Here is a 13,288-nt window from a genome sequence, read left to right as displayed (position 1 = left end):
CGACGTCCCACCTGCCGAGTTCGAGCAGGCGTTCTATGCTGTCCAAGCCGACCGCACTCAGCTGGTGGGAATCAAATAGCGCGAGTCTCCATCAGACCCAGGGCGCTTCAGGCCGTGAAGCGGTTCTGGGTCGCCAGCGTCCAGGACGTACCGGCCGCGTTCACAGTTCCGAACTCTTTCACCGCGGCCGTAGGCACATACACGTAGAGGAACGCGGAAGCCGCATAGGCGCGACCGGCGGGAACTGCCTGCGGTCCACCGGGCCCTGTGCCGCTCTCGGATGGGAAGGTGCGGAGTGACCAGTCAGTGTTCTTCAGCGTAATGACCGCGGTTCCTCCTGGCGACTGCGTGAAGGAGCACGTTCCAGTGTTTCGAACCGAATTGGCCGCTGTGTTCGTTGCGCTGCCGGGAATGATCCTCGGGTTCGGGCGCGAGTATCCTCGGCTTCCCGCGTCGCACGCCGTCATGCGTGCCCCGTACTTTTCTGGGTCGGCATGCATCTGCGCATACTGCTCCGCAGTCAGCCCGGGGAACAAGGCTTCAGGGGACAGGTCATCGGTGATTGTGAAGTCTCCAACGGCGGGCATCGCACCCTTGCCGCCTGCGGGTGCGGAGATCGTCATCGGGTACTGGCCGAACTGGCAGGTGATCGTGCTATCCCACGGGCAGGCCTGAGACGTGAAGCCGTACATGTAGCCGCTGTCTTCGGCGAGAGCCATTGCGTTCTTCGAGATGTCCCACATGAGCCGCGCGGACGCCTTCACCGTCGGCAGGGTCGTCATGTCGACCGGTGCCGTCGCCTCGTCAGCAGTGATCGATCCCGACACGATCTGCAGATCCATCCCCTGGTGCGCGTAGTTGAGCGCCTTGACAGTCAGGTCCACGGTGTCCGAGCGGTTGTCGAGATTGCCGAGCACGCAGTGCAGGGTTTGCTCCTGCAGCTCGTTGATGGAGTTTGCCGTGACCGGAGTCGGCGTTCCCTGGCTCTCCGGGGTGATGGATGAGCCGGCGAGGCAGTATCCGGGGAGCTGCGTCAGTTCGAGGCCTTTGGGGAGCACGATGTCGAACGACACGTTCGTGCCGGGGTTTACCGAGACGCCGTAGTCGATCCTGTACGTTACCGTGTCGTTCACGCGCACGATCCCGTTGTTCGGACCCGAGTCGTTCCCGGCGTTGTCGTCGCCATTCCAGTCCGGCGTACCGTCGCTGCGGATCGACATCGACAGCGCCAGCGTCGGCGGTTCGCCCGCGGCACGCGGCGCGGGCGCTTGCTCCGTCTTGCCTTCGCTCTTAGCTTCCGGTTCCGGTGCCGATTCCTCGGGAGTGGGCTCCTTCGTTTCCTGCGTCTCCGGCGGTGCCGTCGTCTCACTGGTCTTGGTCTCTGACGTCGTCGGAGGATCGTTGGGAACAGGTTCGGTGTCGACTGCGTAGGCCGGGAGCGCGCCGAAGCCGAGCAGCGCGGCGAGAATCGCGGCAGTTGCCGCGGTCCCTGCGCGCCAGCGCGGCCTGCCGCGTTCGCGTTGCTGAGTACTCACGAGTGGGTCCCCTCAAATTTCGGATACTGGATAGACCAGGCCGGACACGTCGCGCGCACCTACCTGGGGGTGTGTCACGGAGGTCGCAGACTCCCGCCGAACTAGTTCAGCAAGCTTGCAGACGGCACCAAATACGCAGAACTACGTACACGACGCCGATGGTGGGTGTGATGGAATACCTGTGAGGAGGATCCATGCAGTCTGAAACATCGCTTGCCGAACCCGTTGCGGGCTGGCGGCCACGCGTCAACTCGTCGGTGCTGAGGACGCTTGAGCAGCGTCTTCGCCGTGATGGAGGACTTGTTATTGCGGGGCCTGCACGCTCGGGCCGGAGTCTCCTGGCGGCGCAGTTGCTTGAGCGCGATACGGACGGGGCTGCGCCGACGTTTCTCGTTCCGAATCCGGCACAACAGTATGAGCCGATGTCGTTGCTGCGTCAGATCGATCACGATCTCCCCGAGGGAGCGACGACCGAGCACTTGGCGAGACGGGGAGTCGTCCCGTCTCGGATCGTGGTCCGTGACGCCGATGTCGCAGATCAGGCGAGCCTGCGCGCGCTGGCGGTGTTCGCGAAGCGTGGGCTCACTGAACTTGTGCTGACCATCCCAGGTGGTACGAGGGTGCTTCCCGATGATGTGAGGCACCTCACTGTGCACCGCTTGACGCCGTTCACGGTCGAGCAAACGGGAGAGGTGGTGAGCGCCCGTTACGGCGCGAAGGTCCTTCCGGGCGATGCTCAGCGCCTGTTCGAGGAAGCGGGCGGCGAGTATCGCGGGGTGCGTTGGCTGGTGGATCGCGCCCAGTCTTCCGGGTGTATTCGGCTGGTTTCAAACACGCTGTTGTTCGAGCGCGTGCCGCAAGACGCTGTCGGAGCTTGGGATCTCGGCATGGGTGCCGGGAGCGATCTGGAACGTTCTATCGCGGTCGCGGGCGAGCTCCCCCTGGAATGGGCGCGTCAACAAGTTGACGAGCGCGTGTTGCTTGAGCTGGAGGAAACGGGACGGCTCGTCGTGGATGCCGGGCAGTTGCGCCCGACCTCCCCCGCGCACGGTGTTGAAGTGCTCTCGAGGATGGTGTCTGAGCGACGCCGGGCCGTCACTCGCTCGCTCGTGAGCGACTGGACCCTCGTATCAGCTCCGAAGTCAGGGCTCACCGCCTTAGCCGCAGCGCGTCTCGTCGACGCCGCGCACGATGCCGACCTGCCGGTTCCCGGGGAGCTCGCACCGCTCGCCCGGCAGGGATTCCTCGGTCTCGGCCGCGCCCATGCAGCGGCGCTCCTCCCGTTTGACGAAGAGGCTTCGGTCGAGGATCGGCTCCTACATGCCCTGGCACAGGCACTGGCTGCGAACCATCTCAAGCTCACGAAGGTGCGAGATGACGACCTGTCAGACGATGAACGTCTCGAACTTGCAGTGATCCTCGCGATCGCTGAACTCCGGGGCGCACCGGAAACGGTCCGCACTCGAATCGACGTGCTCATCGCGAAACTCCCTCAGGCACATGCCCTCGCGGTGCAGGGGTTCCGTGCGCTCACGCTCAGTCAGCCCGGCCCTGATTGGGCGGAGCTCACAGAGATCGCAGCCGATGAGGAGCAAAGCAGGGTCGCCCGTTCCTTCTTGCATCGGGTCGGTGCGATCCGGGCGCTGCTGATTGGGCAGCCCTACACAGCGGCGGAGCGTCTCGCACGAGCCCGCGCACTGGCAGTGCTCCCCGTGCAGCGCGGCATCGACGACGTAATCGCCTCGGGCGCGCTCCTGTTCGCCCCGGACATTGAGCTGGATCAGGCGCCGAGCATCTTCACGCCCGGCCTCATCCCGACGCACGACCTCTTCGGGGCGATGATCGCACTCTATCGCGGGGACCTCGATACCGGTACGGGGCTGATCTACACCGCGCTGCGCCACCCCGACATCGAGGCACACATGCTGGTGCCGCTGCTCCACGGTTTCGCCTCGTTCGCGGCCTCCCTCCTCAAACAACCGGACGTCGCTGCTCACCATCTGGAAGCGCTGCGCAAGGCTCCCCAGTCATGGCCGTTGATCGCGGTCGGGCGGAAGTTCACCGAAGCATTGGCGGTGGTGAACCTCGAGGCCTCCCCTACCCGGATCCAGGACGGACACGATCTGCTCGCCGAAACGGGAGACATGGCGGAGGCGATCGGGTTTCGGGCGTTTTCCGTCATGGCTCGTCTCGGTGCCGCGTTCGTGCTTGACGAGCGCCGCGATTCCGAGCTTCTCCAGAAAGTCATCGCTTCAGCCCTCGATGACGCACCACTAGAGGGGGTGTTTCGCACCTACTCGCTCGGTGCCCATGCGTTCCTCTCCGACGATACGCTCACGCTCGCCTCGATTGCCGTGTCTCTCCACAATCAGGGGTTCTTGCTGGACGCGGTCGGCCTGTCGACACATCTCCCACTCGCTTCAAGCGGCTTGAGCCGCTCCATGGGGCGAGCCATCGCCCGGCTCGCGAACTTCCGCGTCGACCGTGTCGCTGACCGTACCGGCCTTGACCGGATCCTCACGCAGCGCGAGACCGAGATCGCGAAGCTCGCCGCCGAGGGGTTCACCGATCGGGAGATCGCACAGCAGCTGGGTGTCTCGGAGCGTACCGTGAACACGCATGTTTCGAGGATCCTGAAGAAGCTGGGCATCAAGTCACGGAACCGGATTGCGAGCGCTCTCGCGTAGCGAGCCGTCTGGGCGACTTCGTGCGTTGCGCTGGTGGCGAGCGGGTGCCGCGCACGCGGGTTCTGCAATCATCCAGGCCTTGCCCTGGTTCATCAACGGAGGCACTCCGCCGGAGGCGTACGACGGCGTGCGGTTCGTCTTCGCGCGCACCGGTAGGCTCACCGCCCGCACGGAGGCCGGCGACTATCCGCTGCGACCCGGCGACGTGCTCGTGGTCGCCCCGAACATTCGCACCAGTTTTGAGGCTGAGTCACGTGCGGACGGGGTGTCCTTGCTGGTTGATACGCAGTACCTCATCGATCTGGTGTTCTGGCAGCACGTGACGGGACTGGTCGAACGACTCGATGCGCGCACCCTCCTGGAGCAGGCTTTCCCGAACCCGGTGATGCTGCTTCGCCTCTCGCACGACGCACAGTCCGTTGCGTCAGCCTGGTTGGATCACCTCCTCGAGCTCACAGGCGGGCCGCCAATTCCGGAGCGGTTCTTCGCGGTGCAGGGCAACCTCTCGATGCTGCTGGATGCATTGATCCCGTTCTTCGGGCCAGTGGCTCTACCGCGTCCTGCTCCTCGGCTGCCGGGCCGTGCCGGGTTTCCGAAGGTGCCGCTTCCGGCGGCGACGATGCGGGCGCTCCTGGACAATGATCCGGTGAGTGCGTGGCCGCTGTCTCGGTTAGCCCAGGCAGTGCACATGTCGCCGTCGCATGCCCATCGTCTGTTCTCCGACGCGTATGGGGTGACGCCGCTCGAGTACCAGTCGATGCTGCGCGCTCGGGAGATGGCGCGTCTACTCACCACGACATCGTGGACGGTGCAGGATGTTTCCGTCGCGGTGGGGTGGCGGGACCGGTCGCACGGGGCCGAGGTCTTTCGCCGGTATGCCAACGTCAGTCCGAGCGAGTACCGGCGAACATCGCTCGGCCTGGTGTGGCGGCAATCGTCCTGAGTTCGGCGGCAAACGTATTCAAGATGCGCTTCCAGTCTTGGGATTTGTTGTGCGTGGGCTTAGACCAGGGGCACGCCTAGGCATTCTCATCCTTCGGACACTGTCGGCCGCGACGTTACAGTCGCGGCGCCGTGACTGAGGACGGTTCGTCTCGGCGCACCTCACAGTCGCATGACTCCTCTCTCCGAGAGGGGCCGGCGGAAGGAGGTCATCCCATGGCGACAACAGAGGAGACCCGTCGAACGCGGGAAGCGAAGCTTGACGAGGTGCGCGAACAGCTGGGCACACAGGTCGAGAAGCTTATTACCGGCGATGATTGGAAGCGAGCTCTGACCTTTGCGGCGAAGTTCCGGTCCCGCAGCGTGAACAACTCGTGGCTGATTTTCGCTCAGCACCAAGCGGCCTGGGAAACCGGCAAGGTTCCCGATCCGATGCCGAGCTATGTGGCCGGGTTCCGGCAGTGGGAGCAGCTTGGCCGGCATGTCGTGAAGGGCCAGAAGGGATACGCGATCCTCGCTCCGGTCACCGGGAAGTTCGCGTCGAAGACCCCGTCCGATCCGATGTCCTGGCGCAAGCTCGCCCCTAGAGAAGCCCCGAGACCCGGCGAGGCGGTCAGGTCGCGAATGGTCGGCGCGAAGGTCGCCTACGTCTTCGACATCTCCCAAACCAGTGGCTCGGAGGTCCCGCTACCGCCCTCGCCGCAGCTTCTCGAAGGCGAAGCCCCGTCGGGGCTCCGTGACGGCCTGATCCGGCAGGTGGCCGAGGCCGGGTTCCAGTTCCTGCCGGTGCCGCACGAGGGCATGATCCACGGCGCGAACGGGCTCACGAACTTCGACACGCGACAGGTGGCGGTGCGAACGAACATGGACGATGCCGCCCAGGTGAAGACCCTCGTGCACGAGCTCGCGCACGTGAAGATGCACGGCCCCGACCAGGCGGAAGCGCGGCAGCATCGCGGGATCGGCGAAGTCGAAGCCGAATCCGTCGCGCTGATGGTCGGCGCCGCCCATGGGATGGATACGAGTGCCTACACGATCCCGTACGTGTCGGGGTGGGCGATGGCCGCCGACGGGAGGAACCCCGTCCAGGTCGTGCAGGCGACCGCGGAACGGGTGCGGAAAGTCGCGGTCGAAATCCTCGACCGGCTCGACACGGTACAGGTCGGTGACGGCACTCCGCCCGGGCTTACCCGGGAGGGCGCCGAAGTTTCGGCGGCGAAGCAGACTGAGCGCAAGTTGCCGGCCCGGTCGTCGGCGCGGAGGGAGCCGGCCGCGCGGTCTGTTCGTTCCTCGGCTCAGGTACGGGGGCTGTGATGGACGCCGGACAGCTCCTCGTCCCGGTCGCCCGCATGAGCCTCTCAGACGCCGCCCGGCACTACATTTCGTTGGGGGTGCCGGTGTTTCCGTGCGTGCCGGGTGAGAAGCGGCCGCTCGTCGCGCACGGCTTCAAGGATGCGAACACCGATCCCGCACGAGTAGAGGCGTGGTGGCGACGCTGGCCGGAGGCGAATATCGGCATCCCGACAGGCCTGGCATCCGGACTTGAGGTCGTCGACGTCGATGTGAAGGGCGACCCGCCGCTCGGCCCTGCCTCCTGGCAGCACGCCGCCCAAGCCGGCCTACTTGGCGGATGGGCTGCACAGGTCGTCACTCCTTCCGGCGGGCTGCACGCGTATTACCCAGCGGCCGCGGCCGAGCAGCGGTCGTGGGCGTCCGGGGCTGCGCAGCTCGACTTTCGCGGCACGGCCGGGTACATCGTCGCTCCGCCCTCGAGAACGATTGTCGACGGCGAGATCGTCGCATATCAGCTCCTCGATCTCGCTAACGGCGACGCGCATCCCCTTGATGCGGGCGCGTTGCGGGAGTTCCTTGACCCGAGGCAGGCACGTGCATCGTGGGAGGCGCGCCCGTTTCGCGGCACCGTGGAAGAACGCACGAAGCGGATCGCGGCGTGGCTGCAGGCGCAAGGCGAGGGCGAACGGAACCAGGGCCTTTTCTGGGCGTCATGCCGCCTCGCAGAGAACGGCACCACATTTGCGCAGGCGGTCGAGGCGCTGGGGCCGGTCGCGGAAGGGATCGGCCTGCCGCCCCGGGAGATCGAACGCACGATCCGCTCCGCTTACCGTGCTCCCAGTGGTGCACCGTCGGCGTCCACGGCCACGTCGCGGGCGGTCGCGCAACAGCGTGCGCCGGCAGATCGAGGACGGGTACTCGCATGAACGACACAGGAGCACATCGGGGCGGTCGGCTCGCCGCGATGACTGCGGTGGCAGGCACGGTGATTATCGCCGCCGGCGCATTCTGGCTTTCCTTCACCGCACTCGCAGACCTTGCCCGCCGGTCGGGGATCGAGGCGGGGCAGGCCTGGGCGTGGCCGCTGATCGTGGACGGAATCATCGTCGTCTCAACCGTCGCCGTTGTCGCCCTCGCCGGCACCCGCGCCGCCTGGTACCCGTGGATGCTGCTGATCTGCGGCGCCGGGCTCTCCGTGACGGCGAACTCGATCCACGCAATCGTCGCCAAAGGCACCGACGTACCCGCAGTGCTCGCCGCGTCGGTCGCGGCAGTGCCGCCGCTGGTGCTGCTCGCGATCACGCACCTCACCGTGATCCTCACCGGCAACCCACCCGAAGGAGTCCTCCATCCACGAGCCGAGGCCGCTGAACTCGACGCCACGCCGGTGCTGGTTGCATCGCCCGCACCTGTGGCCAACCTGCCCGTCCTCGACGTGCCGCCGCACCCCGGTGCGACTGCCGTTCCGGCACCCGCGCCGAGCCTTCTGCCCCGACGAGGCGGGCGCGAGATGGCGAAGGCGCTGCGGGCGAACGGCTGGTCAAACAAGAAGATCGCCCGCCACCTCGACGTGCACCCGTCCACCGTCGGCCGCTGGCTTCCACAACCCATCAGGCACCCGACGACCGAACCCGACACTGAGCCGTCGGCAGAAACCGAAGCCGAGCCGGTGATACCGGCTGCAGACGATTCCACAGACGAGGAGGAACCCTCATGAATCCCGAACACGACCCCGACTTGGCGGAGGCGGCGCGGTCGCAACTACACCCCGTGCTCGCTGCCGCGATTAGCGCTGAGCAAACGCCGCCCCAGGTCTTGGCCGCTGCTGAGCAGCCGGCGGCAGAGCGCTCGATGCTCGCCGTACACCGAGATCCCTCCTTGATCGGGCGTGACCGAGCCGCGCACAGCGCCGCCGCAGACGCCGAGCCGCTAGAACCGGAACCTGGGGCGGACGCGGAGGCGCGGCGGCCGACGCAGGTGCGGTGGGTGCGACCGACCGACCTGGCGATGCAGGCCGGTGCACGCGCCACCGGGTGGGGGCTTGATCTACGAGCCGAACTCGGGCAACGCTTCCTCGACTCCCGCACCGCCCGCAAGGAACAGCGCCCTGGTAGCCGGGACGAGCGGGCATCGCGACTCCCGGACATGTCGATTCTCGGGCGTCGCCGGCAGGCGCGCCACGAACCGGCACGTGCGGGGATGGGGCTGAGGTGATCCGTCATGAGCGCTTCCAGCCGCCTGTTCGCGCGGGACCTGCCCGGCCCGTGGGACCCCTTGCGCACCTTCCCCCTAGGAGGTGCCATCACCATGAAGAAAACCAACACGAGAACCCCCGACGCGAAGCCCCGGACATCCGGGCCACGGCGGGGGTTCGAGCATTCCGAAGGCCTACGAACCCTGCTGATCCGGCTGCACGAGGAAGGCCGCTGGGCGTGGCGGCACGACCCCGAGGTCGCTGCGCTCATGCGGCATGCCGCGGAGAAGTATGCGGCGCTCGCCCGCCGGCACGGGCTTGACCCGTGGGAGGCGGCCGCGGCGGCGTTCGATGCGATGCGCACCGGCTCCGTACGTCGCGCCGAGGACCCGTGGGCGGTCATCACCCGGGCGGTGCAGGTCACCTGCATTGCCGAAGAACGCGCGAACGGGCTGCTCTGCTCTGTCCACCAAGCACGCCGCCCGAAGTTCTCCGCACATCACGACGCGGAACGCTTCTCCGACCGGGAGAACCCGCTCACCGACTACCACCCCGCATTCCACGCTACCGACCCATTCGCAGGCCACGCAGACGAGGGAAGCGAGATTGCCAGCAGGGTCGAGGCCGCGGTCTCGGAATGCGTGACCCTATTCGCGTGTCTCGGATGGCCGCCGGAGGCGGCCCGATCCGGCATCGAGTACATCGTGACCCGGCTGGCGGAGTCGCCGTCGCGGGCGTCGGCGTTCGAGTCGCTGCGGCGCGACTATCACGCTCGCGCGTTCCTCGATCTGCCGTCCGCGTCGTGGTTGGCGATGCTGCGGATCGTGCTGGGAAGCCCGGACCCGAACCTCGCCCACACGCGCGCATCACGCGGCGCCTTGCATCGGCTCGTGAGCGGTGAACCCCTCGAAGCGCTGCTGCTCGACGAGGGGCTGGTGGCTGAGGTGCTGCGGGCGGTGCCGGCGGGTGGTGAGTGTCGTGGCTGCCAGTAGTCCCGGGCACATTGAGCTGGAACGCTCCCTCGATTCCATCCAGATCGGCAAACGACACCGCACCGATCTTGGCGACCTCGATGCCCTGATGGAATCCATCGACCGGGAGGGTCTGTTGCAGCCCATCACGCTCACTCCGGACGGGGCGCTGGTCTGCGGGAGGCGCCGGTTGGAGGCGTTGCGCCGTCTCGGCCGACGCACGACGAACGTATGGGTGCGGTCGGGGATCACGGATCGGCTGAGCCAGCTTCTCGCGGAGCAGAACGACAACGCGCTGCACAAGCCGCTCAGTCTGATCGAGGCGGAGTCACTGTACCGGGAGTTGAAGGTTGTGATGGCCGAAGACGCCGCCCGCCGACAGGAGGCATCCCGGTTCGGGAGCACCGTAGGAGACGCCGGGGATTCTGCGGGAGTCTCCGGTGCCGTCGAATCGACGGCACCGCGTTCGGCCGGTGAAGCCCGGGTGCAGGCGGCGCGGATGGTGACCGGGCGCGGATCGCAGACGATGCTGGAACAGATCGGCAGATTGAAGGATCTCGCCAACGACGACTCCCGACCCGACCACATTCGCGCGCAGGCCGCCGAGGAGCTGGCCCGGATCGAAGCGGGCGGGAAGGTGCACGGCGCGCACCTGCGCATGAACGCCGCGCTCTCCCTCGACGAACTCGACCGGATCGCCGCCGACCCCACCCAGACGGAGCTCGTGCGGACCCAGGCCGCCGCGTCCGCCGCCCAGGTGCGCGACGCCAGCGCCGCCGACACGAGGGCAGCGGAACTTGCATCCCTCGCCGCGGACGCGATCGCGCGCGTCACTGCGGAGAACCGTGCCAAGACCAAGCGATCCGCCCCAAAGCAGCCAGTTCGTCCGGCGTTGGCGTTGGTGGTGTTGCCGCCCCGGGCGTTCGTCGCACTCTGGACAGACATGCAGGGCTGGACGACCCGGTACGACGCCGGCAACGTCGCCGCGTCCCTGACCGCGGCCGAGTGGGAGCAGGCCGAGACGGTGCTGGCGGAGACGATCGCGTTCTTCACGCGTATCCGCGACGCGCGCAACCAGGCCGACGCCTCACCGAAACCCGCAGAGGGAGACGTGCGGACGGCCTGACCGGCGGGAATCGTGGGCGCACCTGCCGAGTATCGATCCGATTCGTTCTCGGGAGGCCTTCATGCGTCGTATCTCTGAGCCCGGTGAGAAGTCGCGCCGCCTCCCCGTCGTTCTTATGGCGACGGGTGCCGTGCTGCTCCTGCTCGTCGGTGTTGGCATCTACGGACTGCTCCGCGGCCCCGGCACGCCGGAGCCTTCCCCATCGCTTGAGAGCTCAACGCCAGTCGCACCGGACCGGACGCACGCCCCTGCTCCCATCGAAGCCGAGTCCGATGCGGAGCAATTCGCGCGCACGATCGCGACGCGTCTGTTCGCCTGGGACACGACCATCGGACAGGACGTGAGCGAGTTCATGCAGCCACTGATCGATGTCGCCGACCCCGAGGAGGCGCCGGGACTCGTCTCGGATCTGCGCGGCTACTACCCGGATCAGGAGATCTGGGCGAAGCTCCGCGACGCGTACACACGGCAATGGCTCACCATCGACACCCTCTCCACACCGCCCACTTGGCCGGCCGTCACCGAGCAAGCGGCACCAGGGCTGATTCCGCCTGGGGCTGCCGCATTCACGGTCACTGGGACCCGGCACCGGGACGGCGTCTGGGAGGGGCAGCCGGTCACGGACGCGCGTCCGATGTCGTTTACGGTCTTCATCGCCTGCCCGACCGGCGACGCCTGCCGGCTGCTACGGCTCTCGGCCGTCGACCAGCCTATGCAGTGACCGGGGTGCGCTGATGATGAAGAAGCTGCTCATCCTCGTTTTGGTGCTGTTCTGTGTTGGGCCGTCGACCGCAATGGTGGCGGTCGCGGCGTTCGCGGGCCCGCTCGGGTTCTGCACCACCGGTTCCCTGACCGTGGGCGAGATCCCCGACGAGCTGACCGCGACCACGGCGGACGGAGTGTCGGTGATGCTCGAGAAGCGGCAGCTCACTCACGCGGCCACGATCATCACCACCGGGGCGAGCATCCCCGGTGTCGGGCAGGCCGGCGTCCGGGTCGCGCTCATGGCCGCCCTCACCGAGTCCAGGCTGCGGATGCTCGCCAACACGGGCACGTACCCGGAGTCTGGGTCGTTCCCAAATGACGGGAACGGGTCCGATCACGACTCACTGGGTCTGTTCCAGATGCGGCCCGCGTCCGGATGGGGCACCGTCGCCGAACTCATGGACCCGACCTATCAGGCGCGCGCGTTCTTCGGCGGGACGGACGGCCCGAACTACCCCTCTCCACGCGGACTGCTCGACATCCTCGGCTGGCAACAACTCGATCCCGGATCAGCTGCACAGGCCGTGGAGGTGTCGGCGTTCCCCGACCGGTACCGGAACTGGCAGCCCGTCGCCGACGCGATCCTCACCGCCCTCACCAATCCCTCCCCCACCGGCGGCGGCACCGGAGGGGCTGGCCCGGTGCCGGAGACATCGCGGGTCGTGTTCCCGCTCCCGGCGGGCTCCTACGCGAGCACCGACAGTTTCGGATGGCGCACCGATCCCTTCACCGGAGAGCGTGCGTTCCACTCCGGCAGCGATCTCGCCGCCCCAGCGGGCACTCCGATCTACGCGATCGCCGACGGTCGTGTGACGGTTGCGGAGTACACCGGTGGGTGGGGTGGGCTCGTCGTGATCGAGCACACCGTCGACGGGGCGCGAGTCGCGTCCTACTACGCGCACATGTGGGAAGACGGCATCTTCGTCACGGGCGGGGAGACCGTCACGTCAGGGCAGCACATCGGCGATGTCGGCTCTTCCGGTCGCTCCACGGGCCCGCACCTGCATGTCGAGATCCGCCCCGGCGGGCAAGGCCAGCCGCCCGTGAACGCCGTTGATTGGCTCACCGCACACGGGGCCCAGCCCGGCGACGGCACCAGCACCCCGGTGGGGTGCCGCGCCAGGGTCGGGGGCGGATCGTGAACGTGTTCCCAGACTTCGGGGCGGTTGGCGCGTCCGGTGACCTCGCGAGCGTGATCGGGGCGCTGCTCACAATCATTCTCATCGCCGCCGTGCTCACCCTGATCGTCTCCGCGATCGCCTGGGCGATCGCCTCTTCGACGGGGAACCCCTACACGGCGCAGAAAGCCCGTGTTGGCGTGTTCGTCGCGATCGGCACCGTGGCCCTTGCCGGCGCTGGCATCGCCTGGACCAACTTCCTCCTCACGGTCGGCGACCGCATCTGACCCGGCCTGCGACGCCGGCCCCTGTTTCGGGGTGGTGGGTGCACCTGTCTGGTGGACGAGTCGCGTCCGCATCCTGGCAGGAGGACAGTCGTGATCGATATTGACCCGAACAGCAACGGGCTTCCCGGGATCGCGCAGCTGCGCGACATTGTCGGGGCGGTGATGACTGTCGGCCTCATCCTCTCGGTGCTCGCGCTCATCGTCTCCGCGATCGTCTGGGGCTTCGGAGCAAACTCTTCGAACCCGCATCTCGCGTCGCGCGGGAAGACCGGCGTTCTGGTGTCGTGTGGGGCGGCGATCCTCTGCGGTGCGGCGGTAACGCTCATCAACTTCTTCTGGACCGTCGGCCAGGCCGTCAACTAGCAGGGGC

Annotated in this window: 12 protein-coding genes; 11 read left to right on the top strand and 1 reads right to left on the bottom strand. The window is 67.2% G+C overall.

Going from position 1 to position 13,288, the window contains the following annotated elements; genetic code table 11:
* Positions 1–107: 107 nt before the first annotated feature.
* Complete coding sequence (locus WFJ01_RS17640) at positions 108–1,535, bottom strand: hypothetical protein (RefSeq protein WP_336629867.1); 1,428 nt, start codon at positions 1,533–1,535, stop codon at positions 108–110.
* A gap of 194 nt (positions 1,536–1,729) precedes the next feature.
* Between WFJ01_RS17640 and WFJ01_RS17635 the strand changes: the two genes are divergently transcribed.
* The 11 genes from WFJ01_RS17635 to WFJ01_RS17585 all read left to right on the top strand — a co-directional run bounded on the left by WFJ01_RS17635 (position 1,730) and on the right by WFJ01_RS17585 (position 13,281).
* Positions 1,730–4,222, top strand: a complete 2,493-nt coding sequence (locus tag WFJ01_RS17635) for a helix-turn-helix transcriptional regulator (RefSeq protein ID WP_336629866.1) — start codon at positions 1,730–1,732, stop codon at positions 4,220–4,222.
* 79 nt (positions 4,223–4,301) lie between these two features.
* Complete coding sequence (locus WFJ01_RS17630; RefSeq protein WP_336629865.1) at positions 4,302–5,165, top strand: helix-turn-helix transcriptional regulator; 864 nt, start codon at positions 4,302–4,304, stop codon at positions 5,163–5,165.
* A gap of 215 nt (positions 5,166–5,380) precedes the next feature.
* Positions 5,381–6,478: an ArdC-like ssDNA-binding domain-containing protein gene (locus WFJ01_RS17625; protein ID WP_336629864.1), complete on the top strand. Its 1,098-nt coding sequence runs from the start codon at positions 5,381–5,383 to the stop codon at positions 6,476–6,478.
* Positions 6,478–7,383, top strand: coding sequence for a bifunctional DNA primase/polymerase (locus WFJ01_RS17620; protein WP_336629863.1), 906 nt, complete (start codon positions 6,478–6,480; stop codon positions 7,381–7,383). The genes WFJ01_RS17625 and WFJ01_RS17620 overlap by 1 nt, the downstream gene beginning before the upstream one ends.
* 38 nt (positions 7,384–7,421) lie before the next feature.
* Complete coding sequence (locus WFJ01_RS17615; RefSeq protein ID WP_336629862.1) at positions 7,422–8,174, top strand: DUF2637 domain-containing protein; 753 nt, start codon at positions 7,422–7,424, stop codon at positions 8,172–8,174.
* 590 nt (positions 8,175–8,764) lie between these two features.
* Positions 8,765–9,643, top strand: coding sequence for a hypothetical protein (locus tag WFJ01_RS17610; protein ID WP_442928064.1), 879 nt, complete (start codon positions 8,765–8,767; stop codon positions 9,641–9,643).
* Positions 9,630–10,748, top strand: coding sequence for a ParB N-terminal domain-containing protein (locus WFJ01_RS17605; protein ID WP_336629860.1), 1,119 nt, complete (start codon positions 9,630–9,632; stop codon positions 10,746–10,748). Before WFJ01_RS17610 ends, WFJ01_RS17605 begins: the two co-directional genes overlap by 14 nt.
* A 130-nt stretch (positions 10,749–10,878) precedes the next feature.
* Positions 10,879–11,469: a hypothetical protein gene (locus tag WFJ01_RS17600; protein ID WP_336629859.1), complete on the top strand. Its 591-nt coding sequence runs from the start codon at positions 10,879–10,881 to the stop codon at positions 11,467–11,469.
* Between the two features lie 13 nt (positions 11,470–11,482).
* Positions 11,483–12,655: a M23 family metallopeptidase gene (locus WFJ01_RS17595; RefSeq protein WP_336629858.1), complete on the top strand. Its 1,173-nt coding sequence runs from the start codon at positions 11,483–11,485 to the stop codon at positions 12,653–12,655.
* Positions 12,652–12,918 carry a DUF6112 family protein gene (locus WFJ01_RS17590; protein WP_336629857.1) on the top strand — a complete coding sequence of 89 codons (267 nt, stop codon included), beginning with the start codon at positions 12,652–12,654 and terminating at the stop codon, positions 12,916–12,918. Before WFJ01_RS17595 ends, WFJ01_RS17590 begins: the two co-directional genes overlap by 4 nt.
* 90 nt (positions 12,919–13,008) lie before the next feature.
* On the top strand, positions 13,009–13,281 hold the full coding sequence (locus WFJ01_RS17585; protein ID WP_025155409.1) for a DUF6112 family protein: 273 nt from the start codon (positions 13,009–13,011) through the stop codon (positions 13,279–13,281).
* Positions 13,282–13,288 lie beyond the last annotated feature (7 nt).

Origin of the sequence: Microbacterium sp. MMO-35, assembly GCF_037147555.1 — a bacterium.
Lineage (GTDB): Bacteria > Actinomycetota > Actinomycetes > Actinomycetales > Microbacteriaceae > Microbacterium.
This window is presented reverse-complemented; position numbering and strand designations above follow the sequence as displayed.

Coding starts and splice junctions, on each gene's coding strand:
- WFJ01_RS17635 (WP_336629866.1), top strand. CDS start 1,730: ATGCAGTCTGAAACATCGCTTGCCGAACCCGTTGCGGGCTGGCGGCCA.
- WFJ01_RS17625 (WP_336629864.1), top strand. CDS start 5,381: ATGGCGACAACAGAGGAGACCCGTCGAACGCGGGAAGCGAAGCTTGAC.
- WFJ01_RS17620 (WP_336629863.1), top strand. CDS start 6,478: ATGGACGCCGGACAGCTCCTCGTCCCGGTCGCCCGCATGAGCCTCTCA.
- WFJ01_RS17615 (WP_336629862.1), top strand. CDS start 7,422: ATGACTGCGGTGGCAGGCACGGTGATTATCGCCGCCGGCGCATTCTGG.
- WFJ01_RS17610 (WP_442928064.1), top strand. CDS start 8,765: ATGAAGAAAACCAACACGAGAACCCCCGACGCGAAGCCCCGGACATCC.
- WFJ01_RS17595 (WP_336629858.1), top strand. CDS start 11,483: ATGATGAAGAAGCTGCTCATCCTCGTTTTGGTGCTGTTCTGTGTTGGG.